The sequence below is a fragment of the Polaromonas sp. SP1 genome, from assembly GCF_003711205.1.
Lineage (GTDB): Bacteria > Pseudomonadota > Gammaproteobacteria > Burkholderiales > Burkholderiaceae_C > Polaromonas.
In genome coordinates this window covers 2,669,469-2,689,078 of record NZ_CP031013.1, presented here as the reverse complement: position 1 = coordinate 2,689,078, position 19,610 = coordinate 2,669,469, and the positions used below count along the sequence as shown (strand labels likewise).

Annotated in this window: 22 protein-coding genes; 9 read left to right on the top strand and 13 right to left on the bottom strand. The window is 64.1% G+C overall.

Annotation, left to right across the window (positions count from 1 at the left end):
• The first annotated feature begins 21 nt into the window (after window positions 1-21).
• Both DT070_RS12705 and DT070_RS12700 read left to right on the top strand, forming a co-directional pair.
• Window positions 22-660 carry a 2-dehydro-3-deoxy-6-phosphogalactonate aldolase gene (locus tag DT070_RS12705; RefSeq protein ID WP_122955732.1) on the top strand — a complete coding sequence of 213 codons (639 nt, stop codon included), beginning with the start codon at window positions 22-24 and terminating at the stop codon, window positions 658-660.
• Between the two features lie 2 nt (window positions 661-662).
• The gene (locus DT070_RS12700; protein ID WP_122955731.1) at window positions 663-1,451 is read left to right on the top strand and encodes an SDR family NAD(P)-dependent oxidoreductase; all 789 of its coding nucleotides are present in this window, start codon (window positions 663-665) and stop codon (window positions 1,449-1,451) included.
• 88 nt (window positions 1,452-1,539) lie between these two features.
• Here DT070_RS12700 and DT070_RS12695 read toward each other — a convergent pair whose 3' ends face one another.
• Entirely contained in the window at window positions 1,540-2,166 is a 627-nt protein-coding gene (locus tag DT070_RS12695) for a LysE family translocator (protein WP_122955730.1), read from the bottom strand.
• Between the two features lie 84 nt (window positions 2,167-2,250).
• On the opposite strand from DT070_RS12695, the gene DT070_RS12690 reads away from it, so the two are divergent.
• Window positions 2,251-2,928 (top strand): DNA-3-methyladenine glycosylase I, encoded by a 678-nt coding sequence (locus DT070_RS12690; RefSeq protein WP_122955729.1) that lies wholly within the window; start codon window positions 2,251-2,253, stop codon window positions 2,926-2,928.
• A 3-nt stretch (window positions 2,929-2,931) separates the two neighbouring features.
• Here DT070_RS12690 and DT070_RS12685 read toward each other — a convergent pair whose 3' ends face one another.
• The 3 genes from DT070_RS12685 to DT070_RS12675 form a co-directional block, all read right to left on the bottom strand.
• Window positions 2,932-3,906: a magnesium and cobalt transport protein CorA gene (locus DT070_RS12685; protein WP_122955728.1), complete on the bottom strand. Its 975-nt coding sequence runs from the start codon at window positions 3,904-3,906 to the stop codon at window positions 2,932-2,934.
• Window positions 3,907-3,997: 91 nt separating this feature from the next.
• Window positions 3,998-5,287: an MFS transporter gene (locus DT070_RS12680; protein WP_369973866.1), complete on the bottom strand. Its 1,290-nt coding sequence runs from the start codon at window positions 5,285-5,287 to the stop codon at window positions 3,998-4,000.
• Complete coding sequence (locus DT070_RS12675) at window positions 5,277-5,756, bottom strand: MarR family winged helix-turn-helix transcriptional regulator (protein WP_122955727.1); 480 nt, start codon at window positions 5,754-5,756, stop codon at window positions 5,277-5,279. The genes DT070_RS12680 and DT070_RS12675 overlap by 11 nt, the downstream gene beginning before the upstream one ends.
• A 48-nt stretch (window positions 5,757-5,804) precedes the next feature.
• Between DT070_RS12675 and DT070_RS12670 the strand changes: the two genes are divergently transcribed.
• Window positions 5,805-6,353: a PaaI family thioesterase gene (locus DT070_RS12670; protein ID WP_122957384.1), complete on the top strand. Its 549-nt coding sequence runs from the start codon at window positions 5,805-5,807 to the stop codon at window positions 6,351-6,353.
• 812 nt (window positions 6,354-7,165) lie between these two features.
• Complete coding sequence (gloA, locus tag DT070_RS12665; RefSeq protein WP_122955726.1) at window positions 7,166-7,576, top strand: lactoylglutathione lyase; 411 nt, start codon at window positions 7,166-7,168, stop codon at window positions 7,574-7,576.
• A gap of 108 nt (window positions 7,577-7,684) precedes the next feature.
• Here the strand turns inward: gloA and eda are convergent, their stop codons facing one another.
• The 3 genes from eda to DT070_RS12650 form a co-directional block, all read right to left on the bottom strand.
• Window positions 7,685-8,338 carry a bifunctional 4-hydroxy-2-oxoglutarate aldolase/2-dehydro-3-deoxy-phosphogluconate aldolase gene (eda, locus tag DT070_RS12660; RefSeq protein ID WP_255416827.1) on the bottom strand — a complete coding sequence of 218 codons (654 nt, stop codon included), beginning with the start codon at window positions 8,336-8,338 and terminating at the stop codon, window positions 7,685-7,687.
• The gene (gene edd / locus DT070_RS12655; protein ID WP_122955725.1) at window positions 8,329-10,146 is read right to left on the bottom strand and encodes a phosphogluconate dehydratase; all 1,818 of its coding nucleotides are present in this window, start codon (window positions 10,144-10,146) and stop codon (window positions 8,329-8,331) included. Before edd ends, eda begins: the two co-directional genes overlap by 10 nt.
• A 284-nt stretch (window positions 10,147-10,430) precedes the next feature.
• The gene (locus tag DT070_RS12650) at window positions 10,431-11,030 is read right to left on the bottom strand and encodes an OmpA family protein (protein ID WP_122955724.1); all 600 of its coding nucleotides are present in this window, start codon (window positions 11,028-11,030) and stop codon (window positions 10,431-10,433) included.
• A gap of 121 nt (window positions 11,031-11,151) precedes the next feature.
• On the opposite strand from DT070_RS12650, the gene DT070_RS12645 reads away from it, so the two are divergent.
• Together DT070_RS12645 and DT070_RS12640 are read left to right on the top strand one after the other, a co-directional pair.
• Window positions 11,152-11,700, top strand: coding sequence for a gamma-glutamylcyclotransferase (locus DT070_RS12645; RefSeq protein ID WP_122957382.1), 549 nt, complete (start codon window positions 11,152-11,154; stop codon window positions 11,698-11,700).
• A 103-nt stretch (window positions 11,701-11,803) separates the two neighbouring features.
• Window positions 11,804-12,319, top strand: coding sequence for a superoxide dismutase family protein (locus DT070_RS12640; protein ID WP_122955723.1), 516 nt, complete (start codon window positions 11,804-11,806; stop codon window positions 12,317-12,319).
• Between the two features lie 20 nt (window positions 12,320-12,339).
• Here DT070_RS12640 and DT070_RS12635 read toward each other — a convergent pair whose 3' ends face one another.
• Window positions 12,340-12,897, bottom strand: coding sequence for an NTP transferase domain-containing protein (locus tag DT070_RS12635; protein ID WP_122955722.1), 558 nt, complete (start codon window positions 12,895-12,897; stop codon window positions 12,340-12,342).
• A gap of 51 nt (window positions 12,898-12,948) precedes the next feature.
• On the opposite strand from DT070_RS12635, the gene pdxH reads away from it, so the two are divergent.
• Entirely contained in the window at window positions 12,949-13,608 is a 660-nt protein-coding gene (pdxH, locus tag DT070_RS12630) for a pyridoxamine 5'-phosphate oxidase (RefSeq protein ID WP_194965922.1), read from the top strand.
• Between the two features lie 6 nt (window positions 13,609-13,614).
• Here the strand turns inward: pdxH and folK are convergent, their stop codons facing one another.
• Genes folK through DT070_RS12605 form a run of 5 tightly spaced genes read right to left on the bottom strand, consistent with a single transcriptional unit; the run spans window position 13,615 to window position 18,251 of the window.
• Window positions 13,615-14,109 (bottom strand): 2-amino-4-hydroxy-6-hydroxymethyldihydropteridine diphosphokinase, encoded by a 495-nt coding sequence (gene folK / locus DT070_RS12625; RefSeq protein WP_122955721.1) that lies wholly within the window; start codon window positions 14,107-14,109, stop codon window positions 13,615-13,617.
• A gap of 6 nt (window positions 14,110-14,115) precedes the next feature.
• Window positions 14,116-15,741: a polynucleotide adenylyltransferase PcnB gene (pcnB, locus tag DT070_RS12620; RefSeq protein ID WP_122955720.1), complete on the bottom strand. Its 1,626-nt coding sequence runs from the start codon at window positions 15,739-15,741 to the stop codon at window positions 14,116-14,118.
• 20 nt (window positions 15,742-15,761) lie between these two features.
• Entirely contained in the window at window positions 15,762-16,439 is a 678-nt protein-coding gene (locus tag DT070_RS12615) for an HAD family phosphatase (RefSeq protein WP_122955719.1), read from the bottom strand.
• Window positions 16,440-16,456: 17 nt separating this feature from the next.
• Entirely contained in the window at window positions 16,457-17,143 is a 687-nt protein-coding gene (gene hda, locus DT070_RS12610; RefSeq protein WP_122957380.1) for a DnaA regulatory inactivator Hda, read from the bottom strand.
• A 34-nt stretch (window positions 17,144-17,177) separates the two neighbouring features.
• Window positions 17,178-18,251 carry an AI-2E family transporter gene (locus DT070_RS12605; RefSeq protein WP_122955718.1) on the bottom strand — a complete coding sequence of 358 codons (1,074 nt, stop codon included), beginning with the start codon at window positions 18,249-18,251 and terminating at the stop codon, window positions 17,178-17,180.
• Between the two features lie 193 nt (window positions 18,252-18,444).
• Here DT070_RS12605 and purM point away from each other — a divergent pair, with 193 nt between their 5' ends.
• Complete coding sequence (gene purM / locus DT070_RS12600) at window positions 18,445-19,485, top strand: phosphoribosylformylglycinamidine cyclo-ligase (protein ID WP_122955717.1); 1,041 nt, start codon at window positions 18,445-18,447, stop codon at window positions 19,483-19,485.
• Window positions 19,486-19,610: the final 125 nt, after the last annotated feature.

Genomic DNA, 19,610 nt, shown 5'->3' with positions numbered 1-19,610 from the left:
CACTCCCATGAACCCCACACCATGAACGCACACCAAAAATTCTCCAACGCCCTCACCACCCTTCCGCTGGTGGCCATCTTGCGCGGGCTGTCGCCCGCCGAGGCGCTGCCTGTCGGTCAGGCGCTCGTTTCCACCGGCTGGACGCTGATTGAAATTCCGCTGAACTCCCCGCAGCCGCTGGACAGCATCGCCGCCATGGCCGGCGCCTACCCGCAAGCCCTGATAGGCGCAGGCACCGTGCTGACTCCCGAAGATGTGCGCAATGTGCAGGCCGCCGGCGGCCAGCTGATCGTGTCGCCCAACTTCAACCCTGCGGTGGTGCGCGAAGCCGCGCGCCTCGGCCTGATCTGCCTGCCCGGCGTGATGACCGCCAGCGAAGCCTTCGGCGCACTGGACGCAGGCGCCACCGGCCTGAAGATTTTCCCGGCTGAGATGATCACACCCGCCGTGGTGAAAGCCTTGCGCGCCGTGCTGCCCGCCTCCACCGTGGTGATGCCGGTGGGCGGTGTCACGCCGGACAACATGGGCGCGTACCTGGCAGCCGGCGCCAGCGGTTTTGGCATCGGCTCGGCGCTGTACAAGCCCGGCATGACGGCAGCCAACGTTGCCGAAAGCGCTATGAAATTTATAGCTGCATACCAAGGAACCATAAGGACTTAAGCATGATTTCATCCTCAAACTCCTCGACGGTTTCATTTGGCCTCGCCGGCCGCGTCTGCATCGTCACGGGCGGCGCCCAGGGCATCGGTGAGGCTTGCGTGCGCCGCTTTGCGCGTGAAGGCGCCAAAGTGGTGATCGCCGACATTGACGACGCGCGCGGCGGCGCGCTCGCCGCCGAGCTGGGCGGCCTCTACGTGCATTGCGACGTCGGCAACAAGGCCCAGGTCGATGCGCTGGTCGCCCAGGTCATGGCTGCGCATGGCCGCATCGACGTGCTGGTCAACAACGCCGGCATCTTCAAGGCCGCCGAATTCCTGGAGGTGACGGAAGCCGACTTTGACGCCGTGCTGCGCATCAACCTCAAAGGCTCCTTCCTGGCCGGCCAGGCCGTGGCACGCGTGATGGCCGCCGCCGGCAAGGGCAGCATCGTCAACATGAGCTCGGTCAACGGCGTGCTCGCCATTCCCACCATCGCCAGCTACAACGTCAGCAAAGGCGGCATCAACCAGCTCACGCGCGTGATGGCCCTGTCGCTCGCCGGCCAGGGCGTGCGCGTCAATGCGGTTGCGCCCGGCACCATCGCCACCGAGCTGGCGGCCAAGGCCGTGCTCACCAGCGACGAAGCCAAAGCCAAAATCATGAGCCGCACGCCCATGAAGCGCCTGGGCGAGCCTTCCGAGATCGCCGACACGGTGGCCTACCTGGCCAGCGATGCGGCCAGCTACATCACCGGTGAAATCGTGGTGGTCGATGGCGGGCGCATGACGCTGAATTACACGGTTCCGGTTTAACACTGCTGCGCTGCATCGTGAGGGACGGCCAGCTTTCAGAATGCTGGATTCATGACGTGGACCAGGCCCTCATCGACGAAATTTTGGCCTAAGCAGGGCGCTTGGCCAGCAGCGCCCACACACCGGCCGCCGACAGCAGCGACCCGCCCGCAAAATTAAAGCGCCGCTGCGCACGCGGCGAGGCCAGCAACGTGCGGGCCGATGCGGCAAACACCGCGTACAGCGTGGCGTTCAGGCTGGCCATCACCACAAAGGTCACCGCCAGCACCCAGAGCTGGCGCGTCACGTCGGCGCTCGGGTTGATAAATTGAGGCAGGAAGGCCACAAAAAACACGATGCCCTTGGGGTTGAGGGCGGTGACCAGGTAGGTATTGCCGAACAATTTCCACAAGGAGCCGGGCGCATCGGGCGCAGCCGCCTGCAGGGGTGAAATGCCGGCGCGCAACAGCTTGATGCCCAGGTACAGCAAGTACAGGCCGCCCGCCCATTTGACCACCGTGAACCAGAAAGCCGAAGTTGCCAACAGCGCGCCCAGGCCGAAGAGCGACACGACCAGTGCCGTGGAATCCCCCAACGCCACGGCCGCCACCAGCGGAACGTTGGCACGCTTGCCATGCGCCATCGAGTAGCTGATGACAGTGAGGATGGTGGGGCCGGGAATGATGAGCAAGACGGCGGTTGCGGCGACAAAAGCGAGCCAAAGCTGGATGGACATGGTGCGTGTTTCCGAAGTGGTGGGCCGGTGAGAACGTCGTGCTTCATGATAGCGTCGCCTGCCCTCCTCTGCCTAAAATCGCCCATGCCTTCCGCCACCCCACGCCAACCACCCACCGCTGCGGCATCGCCCGCTGCCGGCCTTTTCATTGACGACACCCACACCACGCGCTGCGCCTGGTGCCAGGCCACGCCGTTCTACCGCCACTACCACGACACGGAATGGGGTTTTCCGGTGGACGACGAACGCCGCCTGTTCGAAAAGATCTGTCTCGAAGGCTTTCAGGCAGGCCTGAGCTGGCTGACCATCCTGAACAAGCGCGAATCCTTTCGCAGCGCTTTTGCCAACTTCGACGCCGAGCAGGTAGCCCGCTTTGGCGCGCGTGATGTCAAGCGCCTTGTGGCCGACGCAGGCATCGTGCGGCACGCGGGCAAGATCGCCTCGACCATCAACAACGCACAGCGGGTGATCGAGCTGCGCAAGGAATTCGGTTCACTCGGGGCCTTTGTCTGGCGGCTGGAGCCCGACGCCAAGAGCCGGCCGGCGCGCATCACGCACGAGGCCGTCAAGGCCATGCCGACTTCGCCTGCCTCCATTGCCCTGTCCAAAGACCTCAAGAAACGCGGCTGGACGTTTGTGGGCCCGACGACGATGTACGCCTTTATGCAGGCCATGGGCCTGGTGAACGACCACATTGAGGGTTGCGCCAGCCGCAAGAAGGCGCTGGCAGCGCGCAAGGCGTTTACCCCGCCGCGCCCCTGAGCGTCAGACCCATTTGGCGCGCCTGAAGCGCCAGTACAGCAGCGAGCACGCCACCACAATCATGCTGATGGCCATCAGGTAGCCGTAGCGCCATTTCAGTTCGGGCATGGCTTCAAAGTTCATGCCCCAGATGCCGGCAAAGGCGGTGCAGACCGCAAAGATACTGGCCCAGGCCGCGAGCTTTTTGGTCACCTCGCTCTCCTCGATCGTCACCATCGCCAGGTTCACCTGGATGGCCGTACCGATCGTGTCGCGCATGTTCTCGATCAAGGCGTTGATGCGCGACAAATGGTCGACCACGTCGCGGAAATAGTCCTGAACGCCGTTGCAGATCTGCGGGACCCGGCCGCCATACAGTTTGCTGGCGCCTTCCAGCAGCGGCGCCACCGCATGCTTGAGCACCATGACGCTGCCCTTGAGCTCATACAGACGCTCGATGTTTTTGCGCGCGGCGCCGGGTGTGAAGATTTCTTTCTCGATCAGCTCCAGCTCGGTCTCAAGATCGTCAAGGATGGGAAAGTAACGGTCGACCACCGCGTCCATCAGGGCGTACAGCACAAACCCCGAACCGTGGCGCAGCAACTCGGGCTCCTGCTCACAGCGGTCACGCACGCCCAGAAAACCTTTCTGGCTGCGGTTGCGCACCGAGAGCACATAGTTCTTGCCGGTGAACACATCCACCTCGCCGACATTGAGTTCGCCCGGCTTGTCGGTAGAGGGCTCGATCAGGTGCAGCACGGAGAACAGCGAGGCACCGTACTCCTCGATCTTGGGCCGCTGGTGGCCGTGCCGGGCATCTTCGACCGCCAGCTCATGCAGGCCGAACTCATGCCGCATTTCCTCAAGCTCTTCCGCTGTGGCGTCTTGCAGCGCCACCCAGACAAACGCGTCAGGCCGGCAAATGTAGTCGCTGATCTCGGTGACCGGGATGTCGGCAAGCTTGGTGCCGTTTTGGTAGACCACACAATTGATAAGCATCTGATGTATCCCGCAAGTTGGCTGCTTGCAGGGATTCTGGCACAGCAGCCCTCAGGGAGTACGGCGCGGATTTCCCTCGCCTGGTGAGCACTCAGGCCGCGGCCTTGGCGGCCACCTGCCGCGGCAGCAGCGCCTCGCGGATGGGCAGGTTCACCAGCGCAGCGCCGACCGCCAGCACAATGTCGATGTACCAGACCCAGTCGTAGCTGCCGGTGGCCTGGAAAACATAACCCCCCAGGTAGGCGCCGAGGAAGCCGCCCACCTGGTGCGACAACATCACCACGCCGAACAACATGGCCATATTGGCCGTGCCGAACATCTTGGCGACCAGCCCCACCGTGGGCGGAACGGTCGACAGGAAGGTCACGCCCATGACGGCGGCGAAGATCAGCATTACCGCCGGTGTCTTGGGCGCCAGCAGAAAGATCAGCACCGCCAAGCCGCGCGTCGCATACAGCAAGGCCAGCAAGGACTTCATGCGCCAGCGGCCCACCGCCCAGCCCATGGCCAGGCTGCCGACGATGTTGAAGAGGCCGATCATCGCCAGCGCCCAGCCGCCGATCTCAGGCGGCAAACCGCAGGCCGCCACCACGCCCGGAAGATGAGTCGCCAAAAACGCCACGTGAAAACCGCACACCAGGAAGCCCGCAGCGAGGTAACGGTAGCTCGGCGTTGCGATGGCCTGGCTGATCGCCTGGCGCGCGCTGAGCGCTTTGGTGCCCGACGCGGCGGCCGCCTGCGCCGCCAGCGCCTTGGAGTTGCCCTTGAGCACCAGCACCGCCGGCACGGCCAGCAACACCAGCGCGCCCAGCCACTGCATGGCGCTGGCCCAGCCGACAGCGGCCGTCAGGCCGATGGCAATCGGCGCCATCGCGAACTGGCCGAAAGAGCCGCCGGCATTGACGATGCCGGTGGCCAGGCCGCGCTTTTCCGGCGGCACCAGGCGCGTGCTGGCGGCCATCAGCACCGAAGGCCCGGCCATGCCGGCGCCGCCCGCGGCCAGCACACCGATGGCAAAGATCAGGCCGGCCGTGCTGGTCATGAGCGGCGTGATGATGGTGCCGATCGCCACCAGCACCACTCCCAGAAAGATCACACGGCCGGTGCCGATGCGGTCGGCCACCGCGCCGGCAAAAGGCTGCGTCAGCCCCCACCAGAGCTGGCCAAACGCAAACGCCAGGCTGATGCTGCCGATGCCCAGTGCGGTGGACGTATTGAGCGCCGACAGGAACAGGCCCATGGTCTGGCGCACGCCCATGGTGAGGGCAAAGGTGCCGCCGGCGGCCAGCAGCACCAGCCACATCGCGATGCGGTGCACAGGCAACGCGGCGGAAGACGCAGCACTGGAAGGGGATGGGGAAGGCTCGGGATTACTCATCATCAACTCCGGATTCGATGGGGGACAAAAGCGCCAAGGACTCATTGATCAGGTTGTGCAGGGCCAGCACACGCCCGTTACCCAGCAACGCGTTGAGCTGCTCTTGTGCCGCCCTCCAGCGCGAGCGGGCCTCTTCGCGCTTGGCGCGGCCCGCGTCGGTCAACACCACGGTGCGGCTGCGCGCGTCGCTGCCTGCGGTGAGCTCAATCCAGCCGGCATCGATCAAGGGCTTGAGGTTGCGTGTGAGGGTCGATGCGCTGACCTTCATGCCGCGCGCCAGCTCGCCAGGGCGCATGGGACCCATCTTGAGCACATAGGTCAGCAAGGAGTATTGCGTGGTCTTCAGCCCCACCTTCGCCATCTCCAGGTCGTAGTGATGGGCAACGCGGCGCATCAGCTGGCGCAGCTTGAGGTTGGTGCAGCCCTGCACTTTGAGTTCAGCCTGGGTTGACAGGCGGGTTTTCTCGTTCATAATTTAATTGTACCTACAACTATTGTATATGCAACATTTATGGATGCCATGACCCCACAAGACACATTGACGCAATGGATGGAACAAAGCGCCGCGGTGCGCGCCCGCATGACGGACGGCGGCGGCAAACCCGGGCTGGCACGGCCCGAGGACGTGGCCAACAAAACCGGCCTGGAAGTGATGCAGGCCATGCTGGCGGGCGAGCTGCCCTACCCCCACATTGCAGAAACATTGGACTTCGCCCTGGTTGAAGTCGAGCCCGGCAAGGCCATCTTCCAGGGCACACCCCAGCTCAAGCACTACAACCCGCTGGGCACCGTGCACGGCGGCTGGTACGCCACGCTGCTCGACTCGGCCGTGGGCTGCGCCGTGCACACCATGATGCCGGTGGGCCGGGCCTACACCACGGCTGAACTCAGCATCAACATCGTGCGTGCCGCCTCACACAAGACCGGGCCCTTGCGCGCCATCGGCACCGTCATCCACTGCGGCCGCCAGCTGGCCACCGCTGAAGGCCGCATCGTGGGGCCTGATGGGAAGCTGTATGCGCATGCGACAACGACTTGTCTGGTGTTTGAGGTGCCTGCGCAGAAGTAGCCTGCAAATGAACACCTGTTCATACTGCCGCAAAAGTGCTCCGCTTACGCGAGAACATATTTGGCCCAACTGCTTAATTGAAAAGTATGAGAGCTTGCTCACGTACTCGAAGAGAGCAGCCAAGCTCTATAAGGGGGACCCGACGATCAAAGACGTTTGTGGCCCCTGCAACAACGTTCTTCTAAGCAAACTCGACTCCTATCTTTCTTCTCTTTACGACGCGCACCTCGAGAGAATCCTGCTTCCTGGAGAGCAAACAAGCATCGCATATGACTACCAGATACTACTTAGGGCGCTTCTGAAAATCTCCTACAACTCGGCCAGAGTAGACGCTCCCGAAAAGGTTGTGAAAGCGCATGAAAGTTCTATCAATTTCATTCTTCACGGCGGCTATTGCCCACCGATTCAACTTCGTCTCCAAGTAGTAACAGCGTCGAGGGCAATCAATCTGGACGAAAAAACAGAGAAGCTTTTAGAGCCAAAACACCTACGATGCGCTGAAATTCCATACGATGGTCCGCTGTCGCGCCGCTTTGTGGTTCGCATGGTTGCGATTAACTGCTATTGGTTTTTCCTTGTATTTCCTCACAAGGCGGAGCCACCGCACAAATGGAAAGATTTCGTCGAAGGCCTCACACACTGGCGTATGAACGTAGGTATCAAGCTAGCGCCCACAATTTCTCCAATTTCCATCCCAGTAAATGAGACTACCTATCTCCACCCCGCCCTCTTAGGCAACTTAGTCCATGCACACCAGGTCTAGGGAGCACCGCTGGCCTGCAAACTTTCCCCACCCGCACGATAATCCGCCCATGCGACTCCTACACACCATGCTGCGCGTTGGCAATCTCCAGCGCTCCATTGATTTTTACACCCAGGTGCTCGGCATGAAGTTGCTGCGCACGTCGGAAAACCCTGAGTACAAATACAGCCTGGCCTTTGTCGGCTATGAAGGCAACCCGGCGCAGGCCGAGATTGAGTTGACCTACAACTGGGGTACCGAGAGCTACGACATGGGCACCGCCTTCGGCCACATCGCGTTGGGCGTGCCTGATGCCTACGCAGCCTGCGACAAGATCAAGGCGGCTGGCGGCAATGTCACGCGCGAGGCCGGCCCGGTCAAGGGCGGCACCACCGTGATCGCTTTTGTGACGGACCCGGACGGCTACAAGATCGAGCTGATCCAGCGTGATGAAAGCGGCGGCGGCGCGGGCTTGCGATAACCCGGCCGAGCCTTCGGCCTGCTATCTTTTCAGGAGCACACTGCCAAGGCAGTGATTGGGCTGGAGGCCGATTTCGCTTAAAAAATTGCGCCGGCCTGCCCAGGCAGCTCAACGCGCCAGCTGGCAAGCCTGCTGCGCCAGCGCCGTGATCTGCGCCCAATCGCCGCGCGCCACGGCATCAGCGGGCGTGAGCCACGAGCCGCCCACACACACCACGTTGGGCAAACTTAGAAACTCCGCGGCGTTGGCGGTGGAGACTCCACCCGTGGGGCAAAACCGCACATCGCCAAACGGGCCGCTCCAGGCCTTGAGCATGGCCGGGCCGCCCGCCTGCATCGCGGGGAAAAATTTGAGTTCGGTCAGGCCGTCTTCCTGCGCCATCATGATTTCGCTGCCGGTGGCCACGCCGGGCAACAGCGGCAAGCCGGCATCGCGGCAAGCTTGTCCGACGGCGTGGGTGTAGCCCGGGCTCACGGCAAAACGCGCGCCGGCCATGGCGCAGGCCTGGGCGTCGGCGGCGCTGCGCACGGTGCCTGCGCCGGTAACGGCCTCGGGCACGTCGCGTGCGATCGCCTCGATGCAGGCCAGCGCCTGCGGCGTGCGCAGCGTCACTTCCAGCATGCGGATGCCGCCGGCCACCAGCGCGCGCGCCAGCAACACAGCCTGCTTCACGTCGCTCAAAACGATGACGGGAATCACCGGCGCATCCTGCATGACCTGCAGTGCCGTCAGCTTGCCGCTGACATTCAAGTTCACATCCACGATAAAGCTCCTTCTTCAGCCGTCAGCGCGTGGCGGCGCATACCGGCAAACAATTCACGGCCCATGCCGATGCCGTTGGCGGCGCGCAGGTCGGCAGGCATGGCATCAACGGGCCGCGCGGCCCATTCTGCATCGGCCACCAAAACTTTCAACTCGCCGGTGACGGCGTCCACACGGATCACGTCGCCGTCGCGCACCTTGGCCAGCGCACCGCCGGCGGCCGCTTCGGGCGACACATGGATGGCGGCCGGCACCTTGCCGGAGGCGCCGCTCATGCGGCCGTCGGTGACCAGCGCCACTTTAAAACCCTTGCCCTGCAGCACGGCCAGCGGCGGCGTGAGCTTGTGCAGCTCGGGCATGCCGTTGGCTTGCGGGCCTTGCCAGCGCACCACGCACACCACGTCGCGATGGAGTTCGCCGGCGTTGAAGGCGATGTGCAAGGCCTCCTGCGAATCAAAGACCCGCGCAGGCGCTTCGATGACATGGCGGTCGTCGGGCACGGCCGAGACCTTGATCACGCTGCGGCCCAGGTTGCCCTGCAGCAGCTTGAGCCCGCCGGTGGCGCTGAAGGGCTTGGCAGGCGTGCGCACGATGGCTTCGTCTTTGGAGGCGCCCACGTCGTGCCAGGCCAGCGCCGTGCCGGCCAGCGCGGGCTCGCGCGTGTATTCGCGGATGCCGCCTGCGCGCACCGTGAGCACGTCTTCATGCATAAAGCCCGCGTCCAGCAGCTCGCGAATGATGAAGCCCGGACCGCCTGCCGCCTGGAACTGGTTCACGTCGGCGCTGCCGTTGGGGTAGACATGGGCCAGCGTCGGCACCACATCGGAGAGGTCGGAAAAATCATTCCAGTCGATCACGATGCCGGCCGAATGCGCCACCGCCACCCAGTGGATCAGGTGGTTGGTGGAGCCGCCCGTAGCCAACAAGGCAACCATCGCGTTGACGATGGCGCGCTCATCGACGATTTGCCCGATGGGTGCAAAGCGCCTGGCCTTGATGATGCCCAGCACGGTGCGCGCCGCCTCGCGCGTGAGTTCTTCACGCAGGGCATTGCCGGGGTTCACAAAGGCGGTGCCGGGCACATGCAAGCCCATGGCTTCAAGCAGCAACTGATTGCTGTTGGCCGTGCCGTAGAAGGTGCAGGTGCCGGGGCTGTGATAGGACTTGAACTCCGACTCCAGCAAGGCGTCGCGGCCGACCAGGCCCTGCGCGGCCTGCTCGCGCACCAGGGCTTTTTCCTTGTTCGGGATGCCCGAGGGCATGGGCCCGGCGGGCACAAACACGGTGGGCAAGTGCCCGAACTGCAACGCGCCGATCAAGAGGCCCGGCACGATCTTGTCGCACACGCCCAGCATCAGCGCGGCGTCGAACATGTCGTGCGACAGCGCGACAGCCGTGCTCATGGCGATCACGTCGCGGCTGAAGAGGCTGAGCTCCATGCCGCTGGTGCCTTGCGTCACGCCGTCGCACATCGCGGGCACGCCGCCGGCCACCTGCGCCGTGGCGCCCAGCTTGCGGGCCTCGTCCTTGATGAAGGCCGGATAGGCCTGCAGCGGGGTGTGCGCCGACAGCATGTCGTTGTAGGCGGTGACGATGCCGATGTTGGGCTTGCGCTCGGTGACGACCTTGAAGCGGTCGTCCAGCGGCATGCCGGCAAAGGCATGGGCCACATTGGCGCAACCCATGCGGTCCAGGCCGGGCTCGCGCGTCGACGCGGCACGCAAGTGGGCCAGGTAGGCATCGCGCGACGGGCGGCTGCGCTCGGTGATGCGGGCCGTGATGTCTGAAACTTTGGAATGGAGGGCCATGGTGGAGCTTTAGGTCGGGTGGCTTTGAATCTGGGTACAGATTGGCGGGGGATTGCGTGGCTGGATTTCAGGCTGTCCGGCGTTCGCTATTTGCTACTCACGCCATGCGCGTAATGTAACTTTATTACTGACTCTATGGTAACGGGTTACCGGCACATTTCACGCCATTGTGGTTACGGGCTGGTTACCAAACTTGCCCGGCGCAATCCAGGGAACGAGTCTCCAAGAAGCGCAGTTCGGCCGGCGTCGGCGCAGCGCCCCTGCCGCTGTCAGCGCGGCGCTTTTTACTGCAGCGTGATTTCGACGCGCCGCGCCTCGGCGTCGCTGCCCGCGCCGGCGGCCAGCTGCTCGGGCTTTTTCAGCTCGATCTGCCGCTCGGGAACACCTGCGGCCTTCAACGCGTCTTTCACGGCGACGGCGCGCTGCTTGGCCAGCGCCGCGTTTTTTGCCGCATCGCCGGTGGCATCATGAAAGCCCGAGATCACCAGCGTACGGCCCGCCTTGGCGGCCTTCACCACATCGCCCAGCGCGTCACCGGCGCCGGCCGCCAGGTCGGCTTTGCCGGACGCGAAATAAAACCGGACCACACCCTGCTCGACCGTCACGGTTGCGGCATCGGTCGCGGCTTGGCGGGTGCTCAGAAGGTTGGCCGGGGGTTCCGCAGCGGCAGGCAGCGGCGCAGAATCGATGGGCGCAGGCGCAGGCGCCGGAGCCGCAACGGCGGTACCGGTGGCAGTGGCAAGAGGGGCCGGCGGCGCAGGTGGCTGGCCGCGGTGAAGCCGGTGCAAGCTGATGCCGATGACCAAGGTCACGACAAAAGCGATCAGACCAAGAACGACCGCCAACACCAGGCCCTGCTGGCCCTCATCGTCCTGAGAAAACATTGCCCCACTCCCATCACATAAGCCGTCACAAAACCTCGGCCCATTGTAAAGTGCGGCTGTGGAAAATTCAGCCAAACAACTCGCCGGCTCCGGCGTCATCGTTTCGCGCAATCCGGCGCACATGCTGGAAACCGTCATCCGCGAATGGGGCGGCAAAAGTGACCTCTGGGTCTTTGCCTACGCCTCCCTCATCTGGCGGCCGGAGTTTGAGCACGCCGAGGAACGTTTTGCCACCATCCACGGTTACCACCGCGCATTGAAGATGTGGAGCCGCCTGAACCGCGGCACGCCGGACTGCCCGGGCCTGGTGTTCGGCCTGCTGCATGGCGGCAGCTGCAAGGGCATGGTCTTTCGCATCCCGCGCGCGCAGGTCGCCAGCGCGCTGCCCGCGCTGTGGGAGCGTGAAATGCCCAACGGCGTGTACGACCCCAAGTGGCTGCAATGCCAGACCGACAAAGGAGAAGTGCGGGCGCTGGCCTTCACGCTCTCCAAACGCAGCCCCAGCCACACCGGCGTGCTGAGTGAAGACGTTTACCGGCAGATATTTTCAGATTCGTGCGGGCGCTACGGCACGACGCGCGAGTACGCACAACTGACTTACGACAAGCTGCGCACGCTGGGCATTCATGACCGGGCGCTGGGCAAGCTGCTGGCGTTGGTCAGCCGATAAGAGACGCTTACATATCTTCCCCTGCCGGCCTTGCCAGCAGGCGCCGTGCGGCCTACAGTGGGCCTTCCCTTTCATCCCAACCAACACATCCGGAGACCGCACCATGAACCACTTTCTGGCCCCGCTTGCCGCAACACTTGTCCTGGCGGCTTGCGCATCCACGCCCAGCGGCCCGCGCGCCGTCGCCCAGCTGCAAAGCACCACCGGCAATACCGCCAGCGGCACCGTCAGCTTTGTGCAGGGCGCAGGCAAGGTACTCGTCTCGGGCGAGATACGCGGCCTCAAGCCCGGCGCCGAGCACGGCTTTCATGTGCATGAAAAAGGCGACTGCTCCAGCGGCGACGGCATGAGCGCCGGCGGCCATTTCAACCCCACCGGCCAGCCGCACGGCAACCACGCCGACATGACGCACCACACCGGCGACCTGCCCAGCCTGAAGGCCGACGCCAGCGGCAATGCGAAGTTCAGCTTTGAATCAACAACCATCACGGTCGGCAGCGGCGCGACCGACATTGTGGGCAAGGGGCTGATCGTTCACCGCGACCCGGACGACTACAAAACCCAGCCGACCGGCAACGCCGGGCCGCGGCTGGCCTGCGCAGTGATCGCGCGGGCTTGAGAGAAAGCGCTCAGCGAAATTCAGCGCCGCCTGAACAATTCTTCAGCGCGGCGCAGATCGTCCAGCGCGTCGATGTCGGTGACGATGCCTTCATCAGTCACATCCAGGTACGCTGCAGAATTGATAGCAACATGTGCATGCACCACCTGGGCTGCGCCCTGATTTCCCTTTAAATCCAGCAAGGCGTCACGGCACCCGGCCGAAAAACCCACCGGATGCCCGCGCGCGCCCTTGAACATCGGCACCACCACCGCATGCTGCGCCAGCGCATGGGCCACCGCGCGCAGCGTGGCGGGCTGCACCAGCGGCAAATCGCCCGGCAGGACCAGCCAGCCCGCAGCCTCGGGCATGGCCCGCACGCCCGCCGCGATGGAGTCGCCCATGCCTGGGCGGGACGCATCCGCCCGCACCACGTGATGCGGCAGGCCGCTGGCTTGAACGGCGTGCAGCACATGGTCCAGCACCGGCTTGCCGGCCAGCAGGGCCTGAAGCTTGTGCACTTGCCCGCCCGACGCCGCAAAGCGCTCTCCCCGGCCGGCGGCCAGGACAATCACAACAGGAAGACCGGACAGGGACATGCGATATGGCATCCAGGGGCTTGAAAACGGCGTGCTCTTTATACTGGCAGTATGTCAGAGCCCACCCCCTCCAAACTGTCCATCGCCGACCTGCGCAAAAGCTACGAACGCGCCGAACTCAACGAAGACGCGTCCCAAGCCGACCCGCTGAAACAGTTCGACCAGTGGCTCAAAGAAGCCATCGCCGCCGAAGTGCCCGAGCCCAATGCGATGACCCTGGCCACCGTCGCCAGCAACCTGCGCCCCTCCACCCGCATCGTGCTGATCAAGGGATATGACGAACGCGGCATCACCTGGTTCACCAACTACGACAGCCGCAAGGGGCAAGAGCTGGCCGGCAACCCGTACGCGGCGCTGCAGTTCCATTGGGTCGAGCTGGAGCGCGTGGTGCGCATCGAAGGCGTGGTGGAAAAAGTCTCAGCCGAAGAAAGCGACGCCTACTTCAACAGCCGCCCCCTCGATTCACGCATTGGCGCCTGGGCCAGCCCGCAAAGCGAAGTGATTTCAGGGCGCAGCGTGCTGGTGGCCAACGCCGCCAAATACGGCGCCAAGTTTTTGCTGCAACCGCCCCGCCCGCCGCACTGGGGCGGCTACCGCCTCAAGCCCGACAACTGGCAGTTCTGGCAGGGGCGCAAGAGCCGGCTGCACGACCGGCTGCGGTATACGCTGCAGGGGGATAGTGAGTGGTTGCGTGAGCGGCTTGCGCCCTAGAAACCGCTAGCCAACCAGCTTGGCCAGCCGCTCAATCGGCTGGTGCGCGACGGCCTCAAGCTGCTTTGCGCTGACGAAGTTCGGCGCAATCTCCGCCAGCGGCACCAGCACAAACGCCCGCTGCATCATGCGAGGATGCGGCACTGTGAGGCGTTCTGATTCGATGCGGGCGCTGCCGTAGAGCAGCAAGTCCAGGTCCAGGGTGCGCGGGGCGTTGCGGTAGGGTCTTTCGCGGCCGGCCTGTTGCTCGATCTGTTGCAAATAATCCAGCAAGCCCGGGGCGGTCAAACCGGTTTCGAGTTCGATGACGGCGTTGAGGTAGTCGTTGCCGGGGGCCGCAGATTCCTGGCCGGCATCGGTGTCCAGCGGTGCTGTTTGATAGAGGCTGGAAGAGTGGCGGACCTGCGTGAGCGGCAACTGGCCTATCGCCTGAACGGCCTGCCGCAATGCTGCCGCGGCATCGCCGAGGTTGGCGCCCAGGGCAACGTAGGCGCAAACCATACGCCCTCAGGAGTTGTGAGTGCTGTCCGATGAAGGCGAAGCTGCAGCCTCGCCACCCGCGCCTTCGGCACCACCTGCGCCACCGCGATTGGCCGGCTTGCGGCGGCGACGGCGTTTTTTGGCGGGGGCGGCATCGCCCTGCTCGCCGGACGCATCCGCCGCATCGGGCGTGGTGCGTTCGGCATTCGCTGAACCTGGCTCGGCATCCGGGCGCTTGACGCGAACCCGCGGCGCCTGCGGTTTGTTCTGCTGGGCCTGGCGCGCCTCTTCAATCATGGCGTGGCGCTCGTCGTCATAGGCCGTGCTGAACTTTTCCCACCACTCGGCGAGTTCCATCTCGATCTCGCCGGTCTGCGCGCGCAGGCGCAGGAAGTCAAAGCCCGCGCGAAAGCGGGGCTGGTCGAGCAGGGAATACGGCGCGCTACCCACGCGTTTTTCAAAGCGCGGCTGCATGGTCCAGATCTCCCGCATGTCGGTGCCGAGCTTGCCGCGGCCCGACACGTCGCCGATCTTGGCGTTGAAGGCGTCGTCGATCGCGTCCTGCAGCGCGGGCATGAGGTGCTCGCCACGCTTCTTGCGTCGCTCCCAGCCTTCGCGCACGTCAAACCACAGCACGCACGACAGCAAAAAGCTGGGCGCCACCGGCTTGCCTTCGCCGACGCGTCGGTCGGTGTCTTGCAAGGCCAGCTTCAGGAAGGGCTCGTCGGCGTTTTCCACCACCACATCCAGAAGCGGATAGATGCCGGTGCCCAGGCCGAGGAACTTGAGCTGCGCGATGCTGGCCAGCGCATGGCCGGTCTGCAGCAGCTTGAGCATTTCGTCAAAGAGGCGCGACTGCGGCACGTCGGCCAACAGGCCCTTCATCTCGCGCAGCGGCGCCACGGTCTTGTCTTCAAACTTGAAGCCGAGCGCGCTGAGCTTGGCGGCAAAACGCACGGCGCGGATGATGCGCACCGGGTCTTCGCGGTAGCGCACGGCCGGGTCGCCGATCATGCGGATGATCTTTTTCTTGGCGTCCTTGATGCCGTTGTGATAGTCGACCACGACCTGCGTCTCGGGGTCGTAGTACATCGCGTTGATAGTGAAGTCGCGGCGCGCGGCGTCCTGCTCGATCGGGCCCCAGACGTTGTCGCGCAGCACACGGCCGGAGGCATCGACCGCATGCTTCATGCCGGCCAGTTCGCTCTTGCTGGTGCGCTCGTTGCCGCCGACCTGCTCGGCCAGGCTGCTGTCGAGGTGGGCGCGGAAGGTCGAAACTTCGATCACTTCATGTTCGCGGCCGCGGCCGTAGATGACGTGCACGATGCGAAAGCGCCGGCCGATGATGAAGGCGCGGCGGAACAGCGACTTGACCTGCTCGGGCGTGGCGTCGGTGGCGACGTCAAAATCCTTGGGGCGCAGGCCGACCAGCAGGTCGCGCACCGCGCCGCCGACGATATAAGCCTCGTAGCCGGCGTCTTTCAGGGTGCGCACCACGTCCATGGCGCGGTCGTCCACCAATGAGACGTCAATGCCGTGTTCCTTGACGGTGACATCCTGGCGCTGGCCGAAAGGTGATTTTTTGACCCGCTTGGCGCCGGGCTCCGTGCTGTCTGATTTGCCGAACAGCTTGTCGATAAATTTTTTGATCATGAAAAGTTGGGTCTGCTGCCCTAGATAAACAGGTCAAGTATGCGCCATCCGCGCTCTGCCGCCAGGGCGCGCAGGCGCGCGTCCGGGTTGGTCGCAACGGGGTGGGTGGCCTTCTCCAGCAAGGCAATATCGTTCATGGAGTCGGTGTAGAACGTGGTTTCCACGTCGCTCCAGCCGAGGTTTCGGGCCGCCAGCCATTGTTCCACGCGGGTGACCTTGCCCTCGCGGGCCGAGGGCGTGCCCTGGATTTCGCCGGTCAGCCAACCCTGGGCGTCGCGCTCCAGCTCGACGGCGATCAGCTCTTTGACGCCGAATGCCTCGGCAATCGGCCGCGTCACGAACTCGTTGGTGGCGGTGACGATGACCAGCTCATCGCCCGCGGCACGGTGGCCGTCGACCAGCGCCAGCGCCTGCTTTGTAATAGCCTTTTGCACCACGTCCCGCATGAAACGTGCATGACCCGCTCCTGAATTGATAGCGCCCTGCTTGCGGATGGCTTCGGTGGCAAAGCGCACATATTCGTGGATGTCGAGCGTGCCGGCGCGGTAATGCTCAAAAAACTCGGCATTGCGGCGCTTGAACTCGGTGCTGTCGCACCACCCCAGCGCGATGGTGAATTCGCCCCATTCGTAGTCGGAATCGATGGGGATCAGCGTGTGATCCAGGTCAAAAAGCGCAATCTTTTGGGGGACAGTCATTTCGCAGTCGCAGTCACTTATTCGCTCTCCATCATCGACTTGATCAGGGGAATCGTGATGGCGCGTTTGGTTTGCAAGGCATAGGCGTCCAATTGGTCCAGCAGTTGCATGAGGCTGCCCAGGTCGCGCGAAAAGCGGGTCAGCATGAAGTCCATGGCCTCATCGCTCAAAAACACGCCGCGGGCATCGGCCTCGCGCCGCAGCACAGCGCGGCGCTCGGGTTCGGTCAGGGCCTGCAGGGCAAACACATGTCCCCAGCCCAGGCGGGTGCGCAGGTCTTCACGCAGCGCCAGGTCGGCCGGCGGCATCTGGCCGGCGGCCAGCACCCAGCGCGGGCGGCCGTCCGGTGCGCTGAGGGCGTTCACAAACCAGTTGAAGGCCGCCTGCTGCTGCACCGCGGTGTAGAGATGGCAGTCGTCCAGGATGACGGCGGCCCAGGATTCGTTGAACTCGGGCGGCTCGAGCAAGGAGGCGTCCATCCAGCCGCTCGCAGCGCCCTGCTCGCGCAGCGTTTCGCGTACCGCCTTGAGCAAATGGGTTTTGCCGCTGGCGGCTTCTCCCCAGAGGTAAGTGGGCACGGGCGAGCGCAGCGTGTTGCCGGCCCACAGCTCCAGGTGTTTGAGCGCGGCTTCGTTGGGCCCGCCAAAAAAATTGGCGAACGACGGGGCGGAAGCCAGCCCGATGTCCAGCGCAATCTGTTTCATGCCCGCCATATGTCTGTTCCGGCCTTGCTCAGTCTTATCCGGCCTTGTACAGCCGGCTGGCCATGTAGCTGGCCTTGATGCGGCGTATGCCCACCAGCAGCACCGCGCTGGCCGGCAGCGCCACCAGCACGCCGACAAAACCGAACATCTGGCCGAAAGCCAGCAAGGCAAAAATCACCGCCAGCGGGTGCAGGCCGATGCGCTCGCCGACCAGGCGCGGCGTGAGGTACAGGCTTTCCACCAGTTGCCCCACGCCGTAGACCACGGCCACCATGACAAGGGCCTTGAGCGAGGCAAATTCGAGCAGGCCGGCCAGCACGGCCAGCATCAGGCCCAGGCCAAAACCAAGATAGGGGATGAACATCGCCAGGCCGGTGAAGACACCGATGGGCAAGGCCAGGTCCAGCCCAAACAGCGCCAGGCCCACCGCATAAAACACCGCCATGATCAGCATGACCAGCAACTGGCCGCGCAGGTACTGGCCCAGCACGGAGTCGGCCTCTTCAGTGAAGCTGTCAAAACCGGCGCGCAGGTGCGGCGGCACCAGCTCGAGCACACGGGCGACAAACTTGTCCCAGTCCATCAGCAGGTAAAACAGCGCGACCGGGATCAGCACCGCATTGCCGATGACGGCCAGCGCCACGCTGCCGCCCAGCTTGAGCGAGGACATCAGGGAGCCGAACAGGTCTTCAAAATTGGCGTTGAGGTACTTGAGGACAAAGGCCTTGATGCTGGCCACGTCCAGAGCGACATGGATGCCGAATTGCGCCAGCCACGGCGCCAGGCTGGTGTTAAGCCTGTCGGCCAGCAGCGGCACCTGCTCGCGCAGCACCGGCAGTTCCTTGGCCATGATGGGCACGATCAGCAAAAAGAGGCTGAGCAGCACCACGATGAAGAGAAATTCCACCAGCACCACCGCCACCACGCGCGGCAGGCGGCCCTTGCCCATGCGGTCGAGCCGGTTGACCAGCGGCGTCAGCGCATAGGCCAGCACGGCGGCGATGACAAAGGGCGCCAGCACCGGCCCCAGCAGCCACAGCGCCAGAACGATCAACGCAGCAATCAGGCACCAGGCGGCGGCGCGTTTTTGGGTGGTGGTGAATTGCATAAAGCCTTGGGTTGAGCTTGCCGGAAGAAGCCCCCTCAGGGCCTGCAGAAGGCCTGAAGAGGGCCGAACAGGGCCCGAATGGGTACCCTTTAGAATCTCAGGCTGAATTCTATCGGGCTTGCAGGCCCCTTCCGGGCTACAAACCCGCTTCCCAGACCTTCATCCGCCCTACCCGCAGCAAAGCCGACACCACATGACCACCTCTTCCCCCTCCCCCCTGAGCTACAAAGACGCGGGCGTCGACATCGACGCGGGCGACGCGCTGGTCGAACGCATCAAGCCGCTGGCCAAAAAAACCATGCGCGAGGGCGTGCTGGCGGGCATCGGCGGCTTTGGCGCCCTGTTTGAAGTGCCCAAGCGCTACAAAGAGCCCGTGCTGGTCAGCGGCACCGACGGCGTGGGCACCAAGCTCAAGCTGGCGTTTGAATGGCAGATGCACGACACCGTCGGCATCGACCTGGTGGCCATGAGCGTTAACGACGTGCTGGTGCAGGGCGCCGAGCCGCTTTTCTTCCTTGACTATTTCGCCTGCGGCAAGCTGGACGTGGACACGGCAGCGGCCGTGGTCGGCGGCATCGCCAGGGGTTGCGAGCTCAGCGGCTGCGCGCTGATCGGCGGCGAAACCGCTGAGATGCCCGGCATGTACCCGGCCGGCGAATACGACCTGGCGGGCTTTGCCGTCGGCGCCGTTGAAAAATCCAAGATCCTGACCGGCAAGGACGTGAAACCCGGCGACGTGGTGCTGGGCCTGGCCAGCAGCGGCGTGCATTCCAACGGTTTCAGCCTGGTGCGCAAATGCATCGAACGCGCGGCCGGCAACGCCCCCGCCACGCTGGACGGCAAACCCTTCAAACAAGCCCTGATGGAGCCCACCCGCCTGTACGTCAAGAACGTGCTGGCCGCGCTGGCTGCCCACCCGATCAAGGCGCTGGCCCACATCACCGGCGGCGGCCTGCTCGAAAACATCCCCCGCGTACTGCCCGAAGGCACGGCCGCCCACCTCAAAAAGGGCAGCTGGCCGCAAACCGAGCTGTTCGCCTGGCTGCAAGAAACCGCCGGCATCGACGACTTCGAGATGAACCGCACCTTCAACAACGGCATCGGCATGGTGGTGGTGGTAGACGCCGCCAACGCCCAGGCCACGGCCAAAACCCTGCGCGACGCAGGTGAGCAGGTCTACGAGATCGGCATGATCGCCTCCAAAGGCGACGGCGCGGCCGTCACCGTCAGCTAAGCGTCCGGCAGGTGCGGCAAGCCAAACACTCACGCCGCTCCTAAGCCATTGCCGGCAACCGATTGATAACCGATTGCCAAGGCGACTGCTTCTACCCTGTTGAAGTGGTTTTGCTACAAAAACCC

Bases quoted from the DNA above. Each gene is read 5' to 3' on its own strand.
- DT070_RS12650 (WP_122955724.1), bottom strand. From the start codon at position 11,030: ATGTTTTCTCAGGACGATGAGGGCCAGCAGGGCCTGGTGTTGGCGGTC.
- pdxH (WP_194965922.1), top strand. From the start codon at position 12,949: ATGTCAGAGCCCACCCCCTCCAAACTGTCCATCGCCGACCTGCGCAAA.
- DT070_RS12635 (WP_122955722.1), bottom strand. From the start codon at position 12,897: ATGTCCCTGTCCGGTCTTCCTGTTGTGATTGTCCTGGCCGCCGGCCGG.
- DT070_RS12675 (WP_122955727.1), bottom strand. From the start codon at position 5,756: ATGAACGAGAAAACCCGCCTGTCAACCCAGGCTGAACTCAAAGTGCAG.
- hda (WP_122957380.1), bottom strand. From the start codon at position 17,143: ATGAAACAGATTGCGCTGGACATCGGGCTGGCTTCCGCCCCGTCGTTC.
- purM (WP_122955717.1), top strand. From the start codon at position 18,445: ATGACCACCTCTTCCCCCTCCCCCCTGAGCTACAAAGACGCGGGCGTC.
- pcnB (WP_122955720.1), bottom strand. From the start codon at position 15,741: ATGATCAAAAAATTTATCGACAAGCTGTTCGGCAAATCAGACAGCACG.
- DT070_RS12705 (WP_122955732.1), top strand. From the start codon at position 22: ATGAACGCACACCAAAAATTCTCCAACGCCCTCACCACCCTTCCGCTG.
- folK (WP_122955721.1), bottom strand. From the start codon at position 14,109: ATGGTTTGCGCCTACGTTGCCCTGGGCGCCAACCTCGGCGATGCCGCG.
- DT070_RS12615 (WP_122955719.1), bottom strand. From the start codon at position 16,439: ATGACTGTCCCCCAAAAGATTGCGCTTTTTGACCTGGATCACACGCTG.
- DT070_RS12605 (WP_122955718.1), bottom strand. From the start codon at position 18,251: ATGCAATTCACCACCACCCAAAAACGCGCCGCCGCCTGGTGCCTGATT.
- DT070_RS12700 (WP_122955731.1), top strand. From the start codon at position 663: ATGATTTCATCCTCAAACTCCTCGACGGTTTCATTTGGCCTCGCCGGC.
- edd (WP_122955725.1), bottom strand. From the start codon at position 10,146: ATGGCCCTCCATTCCAAAGTTTCAGACATCACGGCCCGCATCACCGAG.
- gloA (WP_122955726.1), top strand. From the start codon at position 7,166: ATGCGACTCCTACACACCATGCTGCGCGTTGGCAATCTCCAGCGCTCC.
- DT070_RS12645 (WP_122957382.1), top strand. From the start codon at position 11,152: ATGCTGGAAACCGTCATCCGCGAATGGGGCGGCAAAAGTGACCTCTGG.
- DT070_RS12695 (WP_122955730.1), bottom strand. From the start codon at position 2,166: ATGTCCATCCAGCTTTGGCTCGCTTTTGTCGCCGCAACCGCCGTCTTG.
- DT070_RS12640 (WP_122955723.1), top strand. From the start codon at position 11,804: ATGAACCACTTTCTGGCCCCGCTTGCCGCAACACTTGTCCTGGCGGCT.
- DT070_RS12670 (WP_122957384.1), top strand. From the start codon at position 5,805: ATGACCCCACAAGACACATTGACGCAATGGATGGAACAAAGCGCCGCG.
- DT070_RS12690 (WP_122955729.1), top strand. From the start codon at position 2,251: ATGCCTTCCGCCACCCCACGCCAACCACCCACCGCTGCGGCATCGCCC.
- DT070_RS12680 (WP_369973866.1), bottom strand. From the start codon at position 5,287: ATGATGAGTAATCCCGAGCCTTCCCCATCCCCTTCCAGTGCTGCGTCT.
- DT070_RS12685 (WP_122955728.1), bottom strand. From the start codon at position 3,906: ATGCTTATCAATTGTGTGGTCTACCAAAACGGCACCAAGCTTGCCGAC.